Below are 19,235 nucleotides of genomic sequence, written 5' to 3'. Positions count from 1 at the left end.
TTTATATTTGCTAAAATCAAATCTAGAATTAATGAAAAAAAATACTGCACTGCTGCTATTGCTTTTAGTTACAACATTAACTTTTGCTCAAAAAAAAGAAAAAATAAAAGGTTCTAAAATTGTTACTACATCAATTAAAGAAGTAGGAAGTTTTGATGCCATCGAAGTAGAGGACAATATAGAAGTTTACCTTGAAAAAGGAGAAAAAAACGAAATTAAAATTGAAGCCGATGATAATATTCATGATATTATTGGAACAGATTTAAAGGAAAAAACACTGCGTTTATTCACTACAAAAGAAAGTACCATTTTTAAAAAACTTGCTGTACATATTATATACACAAACTCACTGACTAAAGTCAGCGTTAAAAATGACGCAATCGTATATGCAATTCAAGAAGTTCAATTAGATGATATTACTTTTAAGAGCATCGATTTTTCAAAACTATTCCTGAATGTAAACTCAAAAAAATTCAATTTAATTGCTGATGACAGGTCAAAAACAGAACTAAATTTAAAATCAGATGAAGCCAGTTTACAATTGAGCAAATATGCCTCAATAAAAACCTTAGTTTCTGCTATGAAATTTAAATGCGATTTGTATCAAAAAGCCAATGCCGCAATTGAAGGAATTGCTGAAAAAGCTACGATTCGTTTAGACAACAATTCTGTTTTTACAGGAACAAAATTTACCTTGAAAGAAGCAAATGTTACAACCGAAGGCTCTGCTATTGCCTCTATTTTAGCAGAAACGACTATCGCAATAGCGGCTGGAGACAAATCTGAAATCTCATTATTGGGAGATCCAAAAATAGAGCTTACACGCTTTAGTGAAGAAGCAAAGCTGATTAAAAAACCGGGGGCGCCAAAAGCAAAAGCAACAACATTGTAAGCCTCTTTCTTAAACACTAGAATTCAGAAGAAATCGATATAAATAAAAAGTCCCATTCTTGATTGAATGGGACTTTTTTCATATTTACATTTTTCACATTCAAAGAACATGAAAGATAATCTTTTTAGTTTATTCCTTTGAAGCCAAATATCTTTCAGCGTCAAGCGCAGCCATACAACCAGTACCGGCAGCAGTAATTGCTTGACGATACACATGATCTGCAGCATCTCCAGCAACAAAAACACCTTCAACATTTGTTTTAGATGTTCCCGGAGTATTTACAATATATCCTGTTTCATCAAGAGTAATATAATCTGCAAAAATATCTGTGTTTGGTTTATGACCAATTGCTACGAAAAATCCAGTCGCAGGAATATCAAAAACTTCACCTGTAGTTTTATTTTTAGCTTTTATCGCATGAACAACATTTTCATCACCTAAAACTTCAACTGTATCGTGGTTCATTAAAATTTCGATGTTTTCAGTTTTGCGAACACGTTCTTCCATAATTTTTGAAGCTCTGAATTTTTCACTTCTTACTAACATGGTAACTTTTTTACAAAGCTTAGATAAATAATGTGCTTCTTCGCAAGCAGAATCACCTGCTCCAACAATCACAACTTCTTGATTACGGTAGAAAAACCCATCGCAAACAGCACAAGCAGAAACTCCGCCGCCCATTTGTAAATAATGCTGTTCTGAAGGTAATCCTAAATATTTAGCAGATGCTCCTGTAGAAATAATAACGGTTTCACAGTGTAATTCGATTGTATCATTAATCCAAACTTTATGAATATCGCCTGAAAAATCAACTTTTGTAGCCCATCCATCACGGATATCAGCACCAAAACGTTTTGATTGTTCTTGTAATTGAATCATCATTTCTGGTCCCGTAACACCATCAACATAACCTGGGAAATTTTCAACTTCATTAGTGGTAGTCAACTGACCTCCAGGCTGCATTCCTTGATATAACACTGGATTCATGTTTGCTCTGGCTGCATAAATTGCTGCAGTATAACCTGCAGGACCAGAACCTATAATAAGGCATTTAATTTTTTCGATTGTATCTGACATAATGTGAATAGTTTTTTTGTGATGCAAATGTAAACTTTATTATAAAAAATAACACCCAAAATAAATCCGAAATAACTATCTCAAAATAAGTTTTATTTATTTTTCATTTTTCCTTTTGTAAACAAAATTTATTACTATATTTGCATCCGCTTACGGGCAGTACAACAAATACATCTTCGGGGTGTAGCGTAGCCCGGTTATCGCGCCTGCTTTGGGAGCAGGAGGCCGCAGGTTCGAATCCTGCCACCCCGACAAAAGCCGAACAGAAATGTTCGGCTTTTTTATTTTCTTTCGTTTATATTCTATGTTTTTCGAAATCAATACAAAAAAACATATCCATACAGAAACCTGTAGAGTTTAAAAAAAAAAAAAAAAAAATAATCAAACAAATTATAACCAACTCTATCATCGAAAAGCCTTTCGATATTATAAATATAACTTAATGCATTTGGTTAAATTTTTTAAATAGACTTTTTTTGCAAACCATATAGAAACATTTAAATGAAAAAAATAGCCCTCTTTATTGTTTTAATTATTTCGACATTAGCTTTTGCACAGAAAAAAGCAGCAACTAAAGAACCCAAAGAAAAAAAGGAAAAATACACTTTATACAAAACCCATGCACATGCTTCTTATTACAACGACAAGTTCAATGGAAAACGAACAGCCAGCGGCAGAAGGTTCAACAACAGTAAATTTACGGCTGCTCATAAAAAGTTCCCATTTGGGACAAAACTAAAAATCACAAACGAAAAAAATAATAAATCAGTTATTGTAGAAGTTATCGATCGAGGACCTTATAGTAAAAGAAGAGAAATTGATCTTACCAAAAAAGCTTTTATGAAAATTGCCTCAAATAAAGGAAGCGGTTCGCTTAAAGTCAAAATTGAAGTTTTAAAAAACTAAACTGCAAACAAATCAATTAAAGCTATTTCAGTCTGACTGCCTTGCCGGGCTTTTGCAAAAAAATCAAAGGGAAACATTTATTTTTTTTGAGTTGATCTCAAAAATCAAGTTACAATTCCAGCCTTTTTGCCAAATCAAAAGACGAAACTGAGCAAAATTTCGTTATTCTTTTAAACATACATCAAAAATTAAATCTGTAAAACACGCACCGCACAACGATTAACCAACGTTTATTAAATGTTTACAAAATAGATTTTCAAAAACCATAAATAATTGTATTTTTACGGTTCAAAATTCAGAAAATAAATGGGCAAAATCATTGCGATTGCTAATCAAAAAGGAGGCGTTGGAAAGACAACTACATCAGTAAATCTTGCTGCCTCATTAGGTGTTTTAGAAAAAAAAGTATTACTTATTGATGCTGATCCTCAGGCAAATGCTACATCTGGCCTTGGGATTGATGTTGAGACTGTTGAAATTGGAACTTACCAAATACTTGAACATAGCCACACGCCAAAAGAAACTATCATCCAATGCACAGCACCAAATGTTGACGTGATACCTGCTCACATTGACCTTGTTGCCATCGAAATTGAATTGGTTGACAAGGAAAATAGAGAATATATGCTTAAAAAAGCATTAGAAAGTGTTAAAGAAGAATATGATTATATCATTATCGACTGTGCTCCTTCGTTAGGTTTATTAACCTTGAATGCTCTAACAGCAGCTGATTCTGTAGTAATTCCAATTCAATGCGAATATTTTGCACTTGAAGGATTAGGAAAACTATTGAATACCATAAAAAGTATTCAAAAAATACACAACCCAGATCTTGATATCGAAGGATTATTACTTACCATGTATGATTCAAGATTACGTTTATCAAATCAGGTTGTAGAAGAAGTTCAAAAACACTTTAACGATATGGTTTTTGATACCGTAATTCAGCGAAATGTTAAATTGAGCGAAGCTCCTAGTTTTGGCGAAAGCATCATTAATTATGACGCAACCAGCAAAGGAGCTGTTAATTATATTAACCTTGCTCAAGAAATTATAAAGAAAAACAGTAAATAGTTTTTATGACAAAAGCAATTAAAAAACAAGCCTTAGGAAGAGGATTATCAGCATTATTAAAAGATCCGGAAAACGACATTGTATCAGTAGAAGATAAAAATGCTGATAAGGTTGTTGGAAATATTATTGAGCTTGAACTAAGTGCTATCGAAATAAATCCGTTTCAGCCTAGAAGCAATTTTAACGAAGAATCATTACGCGAGTTAGCCACTTCTATCAAAGAACTTGGTGTAATTCAACCTATTACTGTTCGAAAATTAGATTTCAATAAATACCAATTAATTTCTGGAGAACGTCGTTTACGTGCTTCAACTTTATTAGGTTTAACTCACGTTCCTGCATACATTCGTATTGCAAATGACAATGAGTCTTTAGTAATGGCTTTGGTTGAAAATATTCAACGCCACGACTTAGACCCAATCGAGATTGCACTTTCATACCAGCGTTTAATTGACGAAATTCAATTAACGCAGGAACAAATGAGCGAACGTGTTGGAAAAAAACGTTCGACAATTGCCAACTATTTACGTCTTTTAAAACTTGATCCAATTATTCAAACTGGAATCAGAGATGGTTTTATCAGCATGGGGCATGGACGTGCCATTATCAATATTGAAGACTTAGATGTTCAAACTGATATTTATCAAAAAATCGTAAGTCAAAATTTATCTGTTCGTGAAACAGAAACTTTAGTAAAAAATTACCACGAAAGTTTAAAACCAAAAGCAGAACAAAAACCAAAATCTGATTCTTCATTTATGGTTAGAGAAACTCAAAAAAACTCTTTCAATGATTATTTTGGTTCAAAAGTTGATATAAAAGTCGCTGGCAACGGAAAAGGAAAAATTACAATTCCATTTAGTTCTGAAGCCGACTTTAATAGAATTATAAAATTAATTAACGGATAGTGAATAAGATTGTCCCCATAAGTTTATTGTTCTTTCTCATAGGAACCGTTTCTCTTTTTGCCCAAACAAAAAAAGACACGGTTTTGGTTGTTAAAGACACGAGTAAATTACAAGAAATTGACCCTTTGACACCAGCAAAAGCAGCGTTTTATTCTGCAATTCTACCTGGCCTAGGTCAAGCCTATAATAAAAAATACTGGAAAATACCATTAGTTTACGGTGCCATAGGAACCAGCTTATACTTTTACATCGATAATAATAAAAAATACCATGATTATCGTGATGAATACAAACGTAGACTTGAAGGCTACGGTCCTGGAACTGGCGGAAAGTACGATTATCTAGATGACAGCAGGCTTATTGCTGGTCAAAAATTCTACCAGCGAAACCGAGATTTATCAGCCCTTTTTGTTGTTGCTTTTTACGCTTTAAATATTATCGATGCCAACGTCGATGCCGCCTTGATTCAATTCAACGTAAACGAAAGATTATCATTACGCCCGGAAATTTATCCTGCTGATGTAACTTTTAAACCAAATGTTGGACTAACTTTTAATTACCACTTTTAACAGTCTTTAATGGCTTTTAAAACAAAAAAAATATAAAATGAAAATTGCACTTTTAGGATACGGAAAAATGGGTAAAGTAATCGAAAGAATTGCTTTAGAAAGAGGTCATGAAATTGTTTTAAAGAAAGATGAATTCAATACTTACGACGGACTTTCAACTGCTGATGTCGCAATCGACTTTAGTGTTCCTACTGCTGCCGTAGATAATATTTCAAACTGCTTTCATGCAAATGTTCCTGTTGTTTCTGGAACAACTGGATGGCTGGAACACTTTGACGAAATGACTGCTCTGTGCAACGAAAAACAAGGCGGATTTATTTCAAGTTCAAATTTCAGCTTAGGAGTTAATATTTTCTTTGAACTAAATGAGTATTTAGCCAAAATAATGTCGCAATTTGATTCGTATAAAGTATCGATGGAAGAAATTCATCACACTCAAAAACTAGATGCTCCAAGCGGAACAGCTATTTCTTTAGCAAAAGGCGTTATTGAAAACAGCAGTTATGCAAATTGGACTTTAGATGATGCTAAACAAGGTGAAATTCATATTGAAGCGAAAAGAATTGGTGACGTTCCAGGCACTCACACTGTAACGTACGACTCAATTGTAGACAGCATAGAACTAAAACATACTGCTCACAACCGCGAAGGTTTTGCTCTAGGCGCAGTAATCGCTGCTGAATGGCTTGCTGGTAAAACAGGAATCTACAGCATGAAAGATGTATTAAATCTAAAATAAAACATACTAAACTTAAGACTTCTACATAAGAACAACCTAAAGTTTAAAACATAAAAACACAAAAACTATGACACTATATTCTTGGTTCGTATTTTTCTTAGCGGTACAAATCATCCACTTTGCGGGAACTTGGAAACTGTATCTGGCAGCGGGTAGAAAAAGCTGGGAAGCTGCAATTCCAGTTTATAATTCGATTGTTTTAATGAAAATAATTGGCCGCCCAACTTGGTGGACATTTTTGCTTTTCATTCCAATTATCAACTTAATTATGTTTCCTGTTATTTGGGTTGAAACTTTAAGAACTTTTGGTAAAAAATCAACATTAGATACTATTCTAGGGCTATTTACTCTTGGTTTTTATATTTATTATGTAAACTATACTCAAAAATTAGAGTATAACGCAGACAGAAAACTGACACCTGATAACAAAACAGCCGATACAATCAGCTCATTGCTTTTTGCCGTTATTGTTGCAACTTTAGTACACACTTACGTTGTTCAACCTTATACAATTCCTACATCATCTCTTGAAAAATCTCTTTTAATTGGTGACTTCCTATTTGTGAGTAAAATAAATTACGGCCCTAGAGTACCAATGACAACAATTGCATTGCCAATGGTTCACGATTCTATTCCGTTAACGAAAAGGAAATCGTACTTAAGCTGGCCTCAATTACCTTATTTTAGACTGCCTGCTCTAGAAAAAATCAAACGTACAGACATTGTAGTTTTCAACTGGCCTGTTGATACCGTACATTATTTTTACGAACCAAAAGGAAGGCCGGGTGTTATTAAACCTATCGACAAAAGATCAAATTACGTAAAAAGATGTGTAGGTATTCCTGGAGACAGCTTATCAATAAAAGATGGTTTTGTTTACATTAACGGAAAAAAATTAGTTTTACCAGAGCGAGCTAAACCGCAATACTCTTACGCCGTAGCATTAGACGGAAAAACAAGCATCGATTTTGAATCGTTACTTAAAGAATTAGACATTACAGATCCAGCAGGTTTTAGAAGTGAAAAAAGAGACACTCTTTATTTTGGTTCATTAACCGAAGCAAGCGCTGAACGCATAAAAAACACTCCGGGTGTTACTGCAGTAGTACGAAAAATCGAGACAAGAACAAACAATGCTGTGTTCCCACATATCAATAAATGGAATGAAGACAATTATGGTCCGATTTATATTCCAGAAGCCGGTAAAACAGTTGCATTAAATAATGAATCTTTACCATTCTACAAAGACATCATTACCAATTACGAAGGAAAAAAATTAGAAATACAAGGTTCTAAATTTTTAATTGACGGAAAACCAACAACAACATATACCTTCGAACAAAATTATTACTGGATGATGGGAGACAATCGCCATAACTCTGAAGACAGCCGTTTTTGGGGTTACGTTCCAGAAAATCATATTGTTGGAAAACCAGTTTTTATTTGGATGAGCTGGGATACAAACGGAAAAGGCATCAACAAAATACGCTGGAACCGTGTATTCACCACTGTTGATGGTGAAGGACAGCCACAATCTTACTTCAAATATTTCTTAATTGTTCTTGGTCTTTACTTCGTTGGAGAATTCTTCTGGAGAAAAAGAAAAGAAAACAAAGCATAAAAAAAACGTTAATACGTTGAACTGGTAAATCGTTTAATTGTTTCTCAAAAAGAACGATTAAACGATTTACCGATTAAACAAAAACCACAATGAACTCTTTATTACTTCCTACTTATTTTCCATCAATCAGCCACTTTGCTGTTATGGCACAATCTGAGAATGTAACTTTTGAAATGGAAGATAATTTTCAAAAGCAGACTAATAGAAACCGCACATATATCTATAGTCCAAACGGAATTCAATTATTAAATATTCCTGTTAAACATTCTAAATCTGCACATCAGAAAACAAAAGATGTTTTGATTGAAAATGAATTTGACTGGCAGAAACAGCATTTTAAATCGCTGGAAGCAGCATATAGAAGCTCGCCTTTCTTCGAATTTTTTGAAGATGACATTACTCCTATTTTCGAGAAAAAACACACTTTCTTGATGGATTTAAATATGGAAGTTTTAGACATTACCACAAAATGTCTAAGAATGAAATTAGAATTCAGCAAAACAACTGAATACTTTCATGAAGTAGAAAATATTTCTGATTTCAGATATTTAGCAAATGGAAAAAAAGATCAAAATTCATTCGAAAAATACACTCAGATTTTTGACGACAAACATAGTTTCATCAACAATTTAAGTGTTTTAGATTTACTTTTTAACGAAGGGAAATTTGCGATGGATTATTTAAAAACACAGAAACTGCTATAATATCCTTTTGAATTTGTATCAAGTAACAGCGAACAGCTAAAACAATTTTAAAAATTTAAGAATATCAATTTTATTCCATTGAAAGTCTAGCCATTATAGGATAATGGTCTGAATTTTCGAAGTCAGGAAAGCTTTCAAAATGCTTTACTTTCATTTTACTATCTGTAAAAATATAATCGATTCGTGCTGGGTAATATCTAAATTTATAAGTTGCTCCAAAACCTTCACCTGCTTCTTCAAAAGCATCTTTAAGTTTTCCTTTAATATTTCGGTACACGTATGAAAACGGGCTGTTATTCATATCACCGCAAATAATAATTGGGTTTTTACATTGTTTAATATTTTCCTTAAAAATCTCTGCTTGTTCCTGCTGCTGCGTAAATCCCTTACTGATTCGAGCATAAATACGTTGTGATTTTTTCTGATTTACATTGTCTATATCATCTGAAATTTCGTTTACATCAGGCGAAATTTTAATTGACTGCAGGTGCATATTATAAACCCGAATAACATCTTTCCCGCGTTTTATATCTGCATAAATCGCATTATTATCTGATTTTGGGAAGATAATCTTCCCCTCGTTGATTATCGGAAATTTCGAAAAAATGGCCTGACCTGTTTTGATCTTTTTACCATCTATAAAAATATAGCGATGCGGATACACTTTTAAATCAAGATGAGCTGAATTAGAATACTCTTGTATACATAAAATATCAGGATCTTTTTCATCAATAAAAGCTTTAATATTTGAAGGAATGTCATCACGATCCAGCCATTTAAAAACATTAAACAGACGAACATTATAACTCATTACTGAGAAATCTTTTTCGCTTTTAACATATTCTTTCGCCGAAAACTTGTAGAATTTACTAATAAATGTTATCCCGGTTAATAAAACCAAACCAGACAAAATAAGGCGCTTTTTAAACTGAATTGCCCAGTAAACGAAGAAGAATCCGTTCATCACAAAAAAAGCCGGCATAAACAGCGTAAGCACCGATAAAAGAGGAAAGCTTTTAGGTGCTAGAAAAGGTAAAATATAGATACTAAATGTAAGTACAGTTAACACTATATTCAAAAAGAACATTACTTTATTAAACCACGAAAGGTTTTTCATATTTTTTGGCTAAAAGGATTATTTCCCTGCTTTAAACAAAAACTCTTTTTCTTCTTTAGTCAAACAATCATAACCAGATTGACTAATTTTATCTAAAATCTCATCAATTTGCTGTTGTGTTTTATCTTTAGTAACAATTCGTGAAGTTACTTTTTCTGTCGGTTTTTTATAATTTTTATGAACTTTTGTAAATGGCGTGGTTGGAGATTTTCTAAACAAATTAGCAAAAAAGTCTAATACTTTAGAAACTATTTTACTTAAATCAGTTCCTTGCTGCAACAGTTTAATAAAGATAAAACCAAAAACAGCTCCTGCTAAATGAGAAATATGTCCTCCCATATTATCTAAGCGAAACTGCATTAAATCTAAAATTAAAATTACACCCGTAATATGCCACAACTTTACATTACCAATCAACATTAAACGAATGTTCATTAAAGGCTGATACGTTGTAACAGCAACTAAAACAGCCATAATTGCAGCCGAAGCACCAACTATAGGCGCTGAAATATTTAAAAAGTAAAAACTTAATGAAAATGCAACTCCAGCAAAAATGGCTCCTAAAATATACAAGCCCAAATATTGCTTTTGACTAAAAAAAGTTAGAAATAGATTACTCGCAAAGTTTAAAACCATCATATTAAATAACAAATGCAAAAATCCGTAATGAAAAAATGCATACGTTAAAAAAGTCCAAGGCTTAAACAAAAAAACCTGAGGATCTGAAGACAATGCAATCCAATTTGGAAACACAAACTGACCACTTGAAAACTGGTAGAAAAAAATTAAAGAAATAAGAAAGCAGGCAATATTCCAATAAATTACTCGCATTGCGATTCCACCTAATTTATATTGGAGTTTTAAATCGTCAAGAATATTCATAAAGTCTTCTTTTGGTTTCTAAAATTAATTATTTAAAGTTAAAAATTAATTCCAACGATTGTTATTAAACTGATTTTTTTTCCAGTACAACATCATTAAAAAACCAGCAATTGCACCACCAACATGGGCAAAATGAGCAATTCCAGTACCACCACTTCCAAATAAAGAACTTCCCTTAAATCCTAAAAACAAATCAATTGCTAAAATTCCAGGCACAAAGTATTTTGCTTTAATAGGAATAGGAATAAACATTATACCCAATTGAGCATTAGGAAACATGAAAGCAAAGGCTGTAAGCAAGCCATAAATTGCACCAGAAGCTCCTAAAACAGGTGATTGAACAATTCCACTTGCTTGTGCCAAGGCATTAAACTGCTCTTGAGTACAATGTGCATTATTTAAAATAGCTGCAACTTCACCTTGTATCATTTTACCGTTTGAATCAAATAAAGACGAATAATCCGCATTCAAAATTAAATGAAGATCAGCTTTAGATAAATTCAAACTAGAAACTGAATCTAAAAGAGATTGTAATTGCAAATAATTTACTCCAGTATGAAGCAAAGCGGCACCTAATCCACAGGAAATGTAGAAAAATAAGAATTTTTTACCGCCCCAAAAATGCTCTAATGCAGATCCAAAACTATACAATGCAAACATATTAAATAAAATATGAGCAAAATTTGGCAATTTTGCATGCATAAACATATGCGTAATAATCTGCCAAATCCTAAAATTATCACTTTCCGGATAATACAACATTAAATAATCATATGAAATTGGCACTAGTTGGGAACCTATAAAAAATATAATATTAATTATAAGCAGTTGTTTTACAACGGGAGTCATATTCATCATAAGGCAAACTTTTTATCTATATCTTCAACACGCATGGTGATGAATGTAGGTTTTTGAAAAGGTGAAATATTTGGATCTTTACAAGCAAACAAACCGTTTACGAGATTATCTTGTTCTTTTTCGGTTAAATAAGATCCTGTTTTAACCGCTAAACTTTTTGCCATCGATTTGGCTATAGTATCATTCTGACTGTAACTGCTCGCTGGGATTCCATCTTGTAAATCACTCAACAATTGCTCAATTACAAGAGAAACTTCACTTTCGGTAATATTTACTGGAATTCCCGAAATTACAATATGGTCTGTTTTTGCATCTTCAAACACAAATCCCGTAGTTTCTAATGAAGGTTTTAATTCTTCAATCAATTTCATTTCTGATGAAGAGTAAAACAAATCCAACGGAAAAAGCAATTGCTGACTCGAAGCTTGATTTACTGTCATATTCAACAAAAACTGCTCGTATAAAATACGCTGATGTGCACGATGCTGATCAACAATTATCATTCCAGACTTTATTGGCGAAACTATATATTTTTTATGTATTTGATACGTTTTCTGACTTGCTTGTTCTACCTCATCATCATTAAACAAAGATGAAGTTACTTCTTCATTCTCAAAGTTAAAAGGCGAGCTTTCGATACTTTCCGTATTTTCTGTATCCAAACCAACGTATAAACTTTCCCAACTTACTGTTGGCTCAACTCTTTTCGAATACCCCGAATAAGAAGAACCTGAAAAAGAAGAAGACGAAGATCCTGAACTATAACTAGAACCTGATCCTGAAGCCGCTTTTGAATAATGCTGATTGGTTTTATCATCTGTAAATGGATTAAAAGTTCCATCAACCTGAATTGTAGGCGTTTCTGCTTCTAAATCTTTATAATGATAGGGCGTATCTAAATTTGAATCTCTTTCAAAATCTAAAACTGGAGCAACATTAAACTGTCCTAAACTATGTTTAATTGAAGCTCTTAAAATGGCATATAAAGCCTGTTCATCATCAAACTTAATTTCGGTTTTAGTGGGATGAATGTTAATATCAATTGTATTGGGCGGAACTTGTAAATACAAGAAATAACTTGGCTGCGAACCATCTTTCAAAAGTCCGTCATAAGCCGCCATAACTGCATGATGCAAATAACCGCTTTTTATAAATCGGTCGTTTACAAAAAAGAACTGTTCTCCCCTATTTTTCTTGGCAAATTCTGGTTTACAGACAAATCCTTGAATATTTATAATCTCAGTATCTTCATTAACTGGAACTAACTTCTCGTTAGTTTTACCAGACATAATCCCAACAATTCGCTGACGATATCCTGCTGCAGGCAAATTGTACAACTCACTTCCGTTATGATAAAAACTAAAATGAATATTTGGGTGCGCCAAAGCCACACGCTGAAATTCATCCATAACATGACGAAATTCTACTGTATCGGATTTTAAGAAATTACGACGGGCTGGAATATTAAAGAATAAATTTTTAACAGAAAATGAAGTTCCTTTTGGTAAAACAGCTACTTCCTGCGAAACAAACTTACTTCCTTCAATTACAATATGTGTTCCTAATTCATCTTGATCCTGTTTGGTTTTCATTTCCATGTGAGCAATAGCCGCTATCGAAGCCAGAGCTTCTCCACGAAAACCTTTGGTACCTAGAGAAAATAAATCTTCGGCTTGACGAATTTTTGAAGTTGCATGACGAGCAAAACACAAACGAGCATCCGTAACTGTCATTCCAACACCATTATCAATAACCTGAACTAATGATTTGCCGGCATCTTTTATAATCAATTTGATATCAGTTGCTTTTGCATCTACAGCATTTTCTAACAATTCTTTTACGACTGAAGCTGGTCTTTGAACCACTTCTCCGGCAGCAATCTGGTTAGCAACGTGATCTGGAAGCAATTGAATAATACTCGACATTTAATATTTAGGATTGTAGATTAACTATTTAAGATTTTTGATTTGAAATCTAAACCAAGAGGTACAAATTTAGTAAATTTTGACTGGCTTTCAGAATATCTGCAATCATAAAAAAAACAAAAACCTCAATACTCTAAGAAACAGAAAGATTAAAGTTATTGATTTTTATTTCTAAAAGAAAATCAATTAACTTTTACAATCGAAAGTATTCTATTTATCAAAAACAAAATCTTATACACCAATCCGAATACATTATTCTTCCTGATAATTTACCTCAAAAAAGACATAAAAAAACCTATACTATTTTACAGTATAGGCTTTACTATTTTTAAAACAATTGTGTTTTTATTCTTTCTCAATTTTTCTAGGACCGTCTTCTATTTGAAGAGCTCCTGACGAAAGTAATGGCTGATTAAAAGCATGCGCCATTGAAGCCTGCTGACGAATATACGCCATTTTTATTGCTGCAATTGCCGCTTCGGTTCCTTTGTTTCCATGAATCCCTCCACTTCTATCAATAGACTGCTGCATGTTATTATCTGTCAGTACACAAAAAATAACCGGAATATCAGTTTGAACATTCAGATCTTTAATTCCTTGTGTTACACCTTCGCAGACAAAATCAAAATGCTTGGTTTCTCCCTGAATAACACAGCCAATTACAATTACTGCATCTACATTTTGTGTTTGCAGCATTTTCTTTGCGCCATAAATCAATTCAAAACTCCCTGGAACATTCCATCGAATGATTTGCTGTGCAGGAACTTCACAATCGATTAATGCTTCAAAAGCACCATTATAAAGTCCTTCTGTAATAGTTTCGTTCCACTCAGAAACAACAATCCCAAATCGAAAGTCTTTCGCATTTGGGATTGTGTTTTTATCGTATTGTGATAAATTTTTATTTTCGGTAGCCATCTGTAATATTTTAGATTTTTGATTCTAGAATTTAAATTCTTAATTACAAATCTACAATCTTAAATCTAAAGTCTAAAATTTTTATTGTGCTAATCCAATCAAAGCATCAACAGAAGCAGCTTCTGGAGTTGCATCAAAATTATCTTTAATATCTGTAAAGTATTTTAACGCATCTTCTTTTTGACCTAAAGCTAAAGCCGTTTTACCAGCTTTTAATAAGAAACGAGGTGTTGTAAAATCGTTTTTATTAGATTCAGCAGCTTTTACATAATAATCTAAAGCTTCTTTTTGTTGGTTTTTTTGAGAATAAGCATCTCCAATTGCTCCTTTTGCTAAAGCACTTAAAATTAAATCTTCTGATTTAAAATTACCTAAATACTTAATAGCATCATCAAATTTACCTGTATTTAAATAAGCCATACCAGCATAGTAATTTGCTAAATTTCCTGCATCAGTTCCAGAATATTCGTCAGCGATTTTCACAAATCCGAATTTACCTTCAGAACCATTCAAAGCCAACTTATATAATGAATCACTTGCTACACCATCAACAGCTTTTTGAAAGTTTTGTTGTGCAACAAACATTTCGTTTGCAGCTTCGTCTTGTTTAGGAGCTTCGATAAATTTTTGGTAAGCCAAATATCCAATAGTCGCAACTGCAATACCAGCAACTAAACCAATAATGATTTTTTGATTTTTAGCAACCCAATCCTCAGTTCTTGAAGCAGTTTCATCTAACTTAGAAAAAACCTCAGCAGTTTTGCTGTCTTTCTCGTCAATAATTACTTGTTGTTCTTCAGTTACTTCTTTAACTTCCTTCTCCTTTGGTGCTTTATATCCTCTTTTATTGTAAGTAGCCATTTAAAATTAATTTAGTGAACGGCAAAAATAAAATTTTTATTGAAACTGAGGTAAAAAAAATCAATTTTATCACTATTTTAAAACAAATATTTTTAAGAATGCTAACTCCTTTCACATCAGCGCCAAAATAAATCAACTTGAAACGCGCCAAAACCCTTTTATATCGATAAAATTAGATAATTTTACAGTCTCAATTTTACTAGTTGCAAAAACAGTAATTTTTCTTTTTAGAGTCTCTTAAAAAATGCATTTAAACAAAATCTCATTATTCAATTATAAAAATTTCGCCGAAGCTAATTTTGATTTCGACATCAAGATTAATTGTTTTGTCGGCAAAAACGGAATTGGAAAAACCAATATCCTTGATGCTATTTATCATTTGGCTTATGGGAAAAGTTATTTCAATCCGCTTGCTGTTCAAAATATCAAACACGGAGAAGAGTTTTTTGTTATTGATGCTGAATTAGAAAAAGACGAGAGAACGGAACAAATTGTCTGCAGTTTAAAAAAAGGACAAAAGAAGATTTTAAAAAGAAACGGAAAAGCTTATGATAAATTTTCAGATCATATTGGTTTTATTCCGTTAGTAATCATCTCGCCTGCTGATCGTGATTTAATTGTAGAAGGCAGCGAAACACGCCGTAAATTTATGGACAGCGTAATTTCGCAATTAGACTCAAATTATCTGCATCAGCTTATACAATATCAAAAAGTAATTGTACAGCGAAATGCGCTTTTAAAATATTTCGCTCTCAATCATACTTTCGACAATGATACCTTATCTATATATAATGAACAGTTAAACAGTTTTGGACAATCTATTTTTGAAAAACGAAAAGAATTTCTAGAACAATTTATACCTATATTTAATATCCATCATCAAGCCATAACAGGATCTGAAGAAACTGTTCAGGTGGTTTACGAAAGTCATTTGTATCAAAAAGATTTATTAACGCTGTTAAGAGAAAACATTAATAAAGACAGAGCACTGCAATATACAAGCACTGGAATACACAAAGATGATCTATTGTTTGAAATCGACTCCCATCCTATTAAAAAATTTGGCTCGCAAGGACAGCAAAAATCTTTTTTAATCGCATTAAAACTAGCTCAATTTGAATTTTTAAAGAAACAAAGCGGCGTAAAACCTCTTTTACTTTTTGATGATATTTTTGATAAGTTAGACGAAACCAGAGTAGCAAAAATTGTCGAAATGGTAAACAGCGAAACATTTGGACAGCTTTTTATTTCAGACACACACCCGGATCGCACAGAAGCTATTGTAAAGTTGACGCATCAGAGTTATAAAATTTTTAATTTATAATTGTTTGCCGCGACACGAGCGATAGCGAACTGACGAAGTAATTTCACGAATTAGCACGATTTTAAGATTAACAAGATGTAAAACCTTGACAAAGTTTTGAACTTTGTCAAAGTTGTTCGAGGTCAAAGAGAAATTAAAAAATTCGTGCTAATTCGTGAAATTCGCCGCAAAAGAAAACAGCAATTTGATTTTATAATTCTATTAAGACTTTAAAAATGAAAAATCATTATTTTAGCCTAAATCATTTTTAAAACCCAAATAGCATGAAATTCCCTAAAATTTTACTGGCAATAGTTTCACTTGTACTCTTTTCTTGTAATGAAAAAAAAGCAGTTCCATTTGAATCACTCTCACCACAAGAGTTTGCAGAAAAAATTAAAACAACCGAAAATCCACAAATCCTGGATGTTAGAACCCCAGATGAATTTGCATCAGCACATATCGACAAAGCCGTAAATGTAAACTGGAATGGTGACGATTTTGATTCAAAAGCAGCTGTTTACGACAAATCGAAACCTGTATTTGTTTATTGCTTAAGCGGTGGAAGAAGTAAAAAAGCCGCTGCAAAATTAAATGAACTAGGTTTTACATCTGTTTATGAACTTGATGGAGGTTTCATTAATTGGAATGATAAAAACGCTCCAAATGCGGAAGCTTCTGAAAATGGAATGACAATGAATGAATTCAATGCTTTATTAAATACAGATAAAAAAGTGTTTGTTGATTTTTATGCTGAATGGTGCGGGCCTTGTAAACAAATGGAACCTCATATTTTAAAACTAGAAAAAGAATTGGCTGACAAAGCAGTTATTATCAGAATTGATGTAGATAAAAACAAAGATTTAGCACAGCAGATGGAAATAACACAGCTTCCGACAACTTTTTTATATGAAAATAAAACAATGAAAAAGAAAAATATCGGATACATCAGCGAAGAAGAATTAAGAAAACAACTGCAATAAAACATTAAATATGCTAACGAAAGAATCATTGCAATTTCTAGACGATTTAAAGAAAAACAATAATCGAGATTGGTTTCAAGACAATAAAAAGCGCTACGAGATCTTCAAAAAAGATTACCATCAATTGGTAAGTGATTTTCTAGACGCGATGAAACCGCTTGACTCTTCGTTAGAATTGTTAGAAGTTAAAAACTGCACCTTTAGAATCAACCGTGACATTCGATTCTCAAAAGACAAATCTCCTTATAAAGCACATTTAGGCGTTTGGCTTTCTGGTGGAACAAAAGGTTTAAACCGAGCAGGATATTATGTTCATATTGAAAAAGGAGCTAGTTTTATTGCCGGCGGATTTTACTCTCCAGAATCTGAAGACTTAAAAAAAGTCCGCAAAGAAATTGCTTTTTTTCACGATGATTTAGAAGCTCTTCTAGCTGATAAAAATTTCAAGAAAGAGTTTGGAAGTTTAGATGTAAATGAAAACAATTCGCTGAAAAACCCGCCCAGAGGTTACGAAAAAGAACATCCTGCAATCGAGTTTTTAAAACTGAAAAGCTTTACTGCAACTCAAAAATATGATATTTCTGAAGTGACTGAAAAAGATTTTGTTTCTAAAATGAGTAAAAAACTAATCGCGCTAAAACCTTTAAATGATTTTATCAATCGCGCTTTAGACACGGAAGAATTTTAGTTTTATTTGCCACAGATTAAAAAGATTAAAATGATTCTTGATTTCGGTTGTTGCTTACTACAAAAATTAATTAGTAAAAATTTGTGTAATTAGCAACAAAAGAAAATCCTTTTTAATCCTTTTAATCTGTGACAAAAAACAAATAATAATTAATGAAAAGAAAAATACTTTTTCTTGGAGAATCTTATCGTGCCGATGCTATAACCTGGATGAGAGGTTTAAAAGAATTTGGCGATTTTGAAATTATTACTTGGGAACTTCAAACGCCAAACACTTCAAAATTTAATAGATTCAAACGTATTCTAGAGTATTTTTTCGCTCCAATTTCAATCCAAAAAATCATTAGAAAAGAAAAAACAGACATGGTTATTGCTGAAAGAACCACAAGTTATGGATTTCTCGCAGCATTATCTGGTTCTAAAACGATTGTAATTGCACAGCAAGGTCAAACAGATTTATGGCCGGAAGATTCTATTTTGTATCCTTTTAAAAAAATCATTCAAAAATACGCCTTCAAAAAAGCACATTTAATTCATGCTTGGGGACCTGTAATGACAATTTCTATGAGAGCAATTGGAGTCGATATGAACAAGGTTTTGGTTCTACCTAAAGGAATCGATTTATCACTTTTTACGCCTTCAACAAACAATTCAAACAAAATAAAAGCTATTGTCACTCGTTCTTTAGAACCCGAATATCGACATGATTCTATTTTAATGGCATTTTTTATTCTTAATCAAAGAGGAATTGACTTTTCCTTGACCATCGTTGGCGACGGAACAAGATTGCAGTTTTTAAAAGATTTGGCAAAAAAATTACAAATTGAAACTAAAGTAATTTTTACAGGAAGAATCCCAAACACAGAACTTCCAAAATTATTACAGCAATCTAATATTTATATAAGCATGCCTATTACTGAAGGTGTTTCGGCATCTTTATTTGAAGCTATGGCTTGTAATTGCTACCCTATTGTTTCAGACATTCCCGGAAATCAAAGCTGGATCAAACATCGCAAAAACGGACAATTGATAACAATCGATGACAACGAACAACTTGCTGAAGAATTAATCTGGTATTTTGAAAATGTTGAATCTCGAAATCAGGCAACTATTCGAAACAGAAAATTTGTAGAAGAAAATGCGGATTATGATATTAATATGAAAGTTATCGCTGATCGATATCACAAATTGATTGATTCTAGAAAATAACT

The 19,235-nt window shown here is 32.6% G+C and carries 19 protein-coding genes and 1 tRNA gene; 13 read left to right on the top strand and 7 right to left on the bottom strand.

Annotated elements, in window-relative coordinates; genetic code table 11:
- Positions 1 to 31 precede the first annotated feature (31 nt).
- The gene (locus ACHRVL_RS18465; RefSeq protein WP_395414861.1) at positions 32 to 892 is read left to right on the top strand and encodes a GIN domain-containing protein; all 861 of its coding nucleotides are present in this window, start codon (positions 32 to 34) and stop codon (positions 890 to 892) included.
- A gap of 129 nt (positions 893 to 1,021) precedes the next feature.
- Here the strand turns inward: ACHRVL_RS18465 and trxB are convergent, their stop codons facing one another.
- Positions 1,022 to 1,969 carry a thioredoxin-disulfide reductase gene (gene trxB / locus ACHRVL_RS18460; protein WP_089054099.1) on the bottom strand — a complete coding sequence of 316 codons (948 nt, stop codon included), beginning with the start codon at positions 1,967 to 1,969 and terminating at the stop codon, positions 1,022 to 1,024.
- A gap of 177 nt (positions 1,970 to 2,146) precedes the next feature.
- Between trxB and ACHRVL_RS18455 the strand changes: the two genes are divergently transcribed.
- The 8 genes from ACHRVL_RS18455 to ACHRVL_RS18420 all read left to right on the top strand — a co-directional run bounded on the left by ACHRVL_RS18455 (position 2,147) and on the right by ACHRVL_RS18420 (position 8,490).
- Positions 2,147 to 2,221 (top strand) — tRNA-Pro (locus ACHRVL_RS18455).
- Between the two features lie 249 nt (positions 2,222 to 2,470).
- Positions 2,471 to 2,875 (top strand): septal ring lytic transglycosylase RlpA family protein, encoded by a 405-nt coding sequence (locus ACHRVL_RS18450; protein WP_395414860.1) that lies wholly within the window; start codon positions 2,471 to 2,473, stop codon positions 2,873 to 2,875.
- A 306-nt stretch (positions 2,876 to 3,181) separates the two neighbouring features.
- The gene (locus ACHRVL_RS18445) at positions 3,182 to 3,949 is read left to right on the top strand and encodes a ParA family protein (protein WP_089055893.1); all 768 of its coding nucleotides are present in this window, start codon (positions 3,182 to 3,184) and stop codon (positions 3,947 to 3,949) included.
- Between the two features lie 5 nt (positions 3,950 to 3,954).
- A complete protein-coding gene (locus tag ACHRVL_RS18440; RefSeq protein WP_089055892.1) occupies positions 3,955 to 4,857 on the top strand; it encodes a ParB/RepB/Spo0J family partition protein in 903 nt (300 codons plus the stop codon).
- A complete protein-coding gene (locus tag ACHRVL_RS18435; RefSeq protein ID WP_089055891.1) occupies positions 4,857 to 5,426 on the top strand; it encodes a DUF5683 domain-containing protein in 570 nt (189 codons plus the stop codon). Before ACHRVL_RS18440 ends, ACHRVL_RS18435 begins: the two co-directional genes overlap by 1 nt.
- 37 nt (positions 5,427 to 5,463) lie before the next feature.
- Positions 5,464 to 6,165 (top strand): 4-hydroxy-tetrahydrodipicolinate reductase, encoded by a 702-nt coding sequence (dapB, locus tag ACHRVL_RS18430; protein WP_395414859.1) that lies wholly within the window; start codon positions 5,464 to 5,466, stop codon positions 6,163 to 6,165.
- 67 nt (positions 6,166 to 6,232) lie between these two features.
- A complete protein-coding gene (gene lepB, locus ACHRVL_RS18425) occupies positions 6,233 to 7,786 on the top strand; it encodes a signal peptidase I (RefSeq protein WP_395414858.1) in 1,554 nt (517 codons plus the stop codon).
- Between the two features lie 89 nt (positions 7,787 to 7,875).
- Entirely contained in the window at positions 7,876 to 8,490 is a 615-nt protein-coding gene (locus tag ACHRVL_RS18420) for a WbqC family protein (RefSeq protein ID WP_395414857.1), read from the top strand.
- A 70-nt stretch (positions 8,491 to 8,560) separates the two neighbouring features.
- Here the strand turns inward: ACHRVL_RS18420 and ACHRVL_RS18415 are convergent, their stop codons facing one another.
- From ACHRVL_RS18415 to ACHRVL_RS18390, 6 genes are all read right to left on the bottom strand, one after another.
- Positions 8,561 to 9,607 (bottom strand): endonuclease/exonuclease/phosphatase family protein, encoded by a 1,047-nt coding sequence (locus ACHRVL_RS18415; protein WP_395414856.1) that lies wholly within the window; start codon positions 9,605 to 9,607, stop codon positions 8,561 to 8,563.
- Between the two features lie 18 nt (positions 9,608 to 9,625).
- Positions 9,626 to 10,489 carry a rhomboid family intramembrane serine protease gene (locus ACHRVL_RS18410; protein ID WP_395414855.1) on the bottom strand — a complete coding sequence of 288 codons (864 nt, stop codon included), beginning with the start codon at positions 10,487 to 10,489 and terminating at the stop codon, positions 9,626 to 9,628.
- A 45-nt stretch (positions 10,490 to 10,534) separates the two neighbouring features.
- A complete protein-coding gene (locus ACHRVL_RS18405; protein ID WP_395414854.1) occupies positions 10,535 to 11,347 on the bottom strand; it encodes a rhomboid family intramembrane serine protease in 813 nt (270 codons plus the stop codon).
- Positions 11,344 to 13,272 (bottom strand): DNA mismatch repair endonuclease MutL, encoded by a 1,929-nt coding sequence (gene mutL, locus ACHRVL_RS18400; protein ID WP_395414853.1) that lies wholly within the window; start codon positions 13,270 to 13,272, stop codon positions 11,344 to 11,346. Before mutL ends, ACHRVL_RS18405 begins: the two co-directional genes overlap by 4 nt.
- Before the next feature lie 345 nt (positions 13,273 to 13,617).
- Complete coding sequence (ribH, locus tag ACHRVL_RS18395) at positions 13,618 to 14,190, bottom strand: 6,7-dimethyl-8-ribityllumazine synthase (RefSeq protein WP_089057981.1); 573 nt, start codon at positions 14,188 to 14,190, stop codon at positions 13,618 to 13,620.
- 81 nt (positions 14,191 to 14,271) lie between these two features.
- Entirely contained in the window at positions 14,272 to 15,051 is a 780-nt protein-coding gene (locus tag ACHRVL_RS18390; protein WP_089055883.1) for a hypothetical protein, read from the bottom strand.
- A 244-nt stretch (positions 15,052 to 15,295) separates the two neighbouring features.
- Between ACHRVL_RS18390 and recF the strand changes: the two genes are divergently transcribed.
- The 4 genes from recF (at position 15,296) to ACHRVL_RS18370 (ending at position 19,233) form a co-directional block, all read left to right on the top strand.
- Positions 15,296 to 16,375: a DNA replication/repair protein RecF gene (gene recF / locus ACHRVL_RS18385; RefSeq protein ID WP_395414852.1), complete on the top strand. Its 1,080-nt coding sequence runs from the start codon at positions 15,296 to 15,298 to the stop codon at positions 16,373 to 16,375.
- Positions 16,376 to 16,638: 263 nt separating this feature from the next.
- The gene (locus tag ACHRVL_RS18380) at positions 16,639 to 17,337 is read left to right on the top strand and encodes a thioredoxin domain-containing protein (RefSeq protein WP_395414851.1); all 699 of its coding nucleotides are present in this window, start codon (positions 16,639 to 16,641) and stop codon (positions 17,335 to 17,337) included.
- 10 nt (positions 17,338 to 17,347) lie between these two features.
- On the top strand, positions 17,348 to 18,025 hold the full coding sequence (locus ACHRVL_RS18375) for a DUF2461 domain-containing protein (RefSeq protein WP_099720495.1): 678 nt from the start codon (positions 17,348 to 17,350) through the stop codon (positions 18,023 to 18,025).
- A 152-nt stretch (positions 18,026 to 18,177) separates the two neighbouring features.
- On the top strand, positions 18,178 to 19,233 hold the full coding sequence (locus ACHRVL_RS18370; protein ID WP_395414850.1) for a glycosyltransferase: 1,056 nt from the start codon (positions 18,178 to 18,180) through the stop codon (positions 19,231 to 19,233).
- Positions 19,234 to 19,235 lie beyond the last annotated feature (2 nt).

The organism is Flavobacterium sp. FlaQc-28, from assembly GCF_044007415.1.
Classification (GTDB): domain Bacteria; phylum Bacteroidota; class Bacteroidia; order Flavobacteriales; family Flavobacteriaceae; genus Flavobacterium.
Note: the sequence above shows the minus strand (reverse complement) of the source record. Positions and strands in the feature narration are given on the sequence as shown.